We start from the raw sequence: 1,302 nt of genomic DNA, 5'->3' as shown, positions 1-1,302 counted from the left end.
GCTGTATAGTGATCGCTAACCTTATTGTAACAGATGGTGTCATTAATCTCTAGAGTCAGCGATTCCCTCTGTAGCCATGTTTTTGATGGTTTTCTGCCCCGAAACAAGCTATAATGGTCGAAAGGTCAAATTTGAAAATTTTTGCCTCAAACCCTATCTGCGTAAGGACTTCAGGATTTTGTGTCCAGTAGTCCATTAGTATTATATGGCTTTAACTCAGGCTCTGTAAGACTTTTAGCCATAGCTAGTATGTTTATACGGGGGAAGTCCAGTTATATTTTGGCCGCAATACTGGCGCTCTCTTTTAATCACAGCTAAATTGACCATTTAATTGATGATTATTCATGGTTAATTCTCCAGCAACCAAGAGAATTTTTTATTTTTACAAGAGGTGTAGTTATGTCTTTATCAATTCGAGTAATTCTCCTAGTAGCGACAACAGTTTATCAGACGTTATCTGTTTGGTTAGAAGAACAAAAAGCACCGCCGGGTAATTTGATTAATCTGGGTAAATATCGCCTGCATTTTTGTCTAGCGGGAGAGGCTAGTCCCACTATTATTATTGACCATAGTTTAGGGGGAATTGAGGGATATTTTTTGCTAGAAGAATTGTCACAATTAGCTAGGGTTTGTATTTATGATCGAGCGGGTTATGGTTGGAGCGATCCTAGTCCATATCCGCGGACTAGCCACCAAATTGTTCAGGAATTAGATAAATTACTAACCCAAGCACAAATAGAACCGCCTTATATTTTAATTGGTGATTCTTTTGGCAGTTATAATGTTCGACTGTATGCTCATCTGTTCCCAGAAAAAGTAGTAGGTTTGGTACTCACCGATGGTTTACACGAGAAAGGAATGCTGAAAATGTCGCCAGCATTAAAGGCATTAAAATTATTTTTCATCTCCGGATTTTGGATGTCGATTATTGGCTCAATTTTAGGCATTATCCGAGTTTTGAGAGTTCTGGGAGTTTTTGAATTATTAAAACCAGAATTACGTCGCTTTTCCCCAGATTCTTGTCATCGAGTTAAGCGTTCTTTCTGTCGCGCTAAACACTGGATGACGATGAGTAGAGAAATGTTTAATCTCGACCAAAGCGCTCGTCAGGTGAGTGAGGCTAACAATTTCGGTAATTTACCGATAGTTAGTATTAAAGCTAATTCTTTTTTTAAACCTTCCCTTTGGACTCGCTTTATTCCCCTCAAAAGTGCCAACCGACTCCGGGAGGAGATGCACCTGGAATTAGGGAAATTATCTGGAGATTTTCTGCAAATACAAGCGGATAAAAGTAGTCATTTT

General features: G+C 38.9%; 1 protein-coding gene. It reads left to right on the top strand.

What is annotated here, in order from left to right; genetic code table 11:
- Nucleotides 1-399 precede the first annotated feature (399 nt).
- On the top strand, nucleotides 400-1,302 hold a 903-nt coding region (locus tag PX636_RS05450; protein ID WP_288116429.1), incomplete at its 3' end, for an alpha/beta fold hydrolase.

Origin of the sequence: Microcystis sp. M53598_WE2 (genome assembly GCF_030067735.1) — a bacterium.
Taxonomy (GTDB): domain Bacteria; phylum Cyanobacteriota; class Cyanobacteriia; order Cyanobacteriales; family Microcystaceae; genus Microcystis; species Microcystis aeruginosa.
Note: the sequence above shows the minus strand (reverse complement) of the source record. Positions and strands in the feature narration are given on the sequence as shown.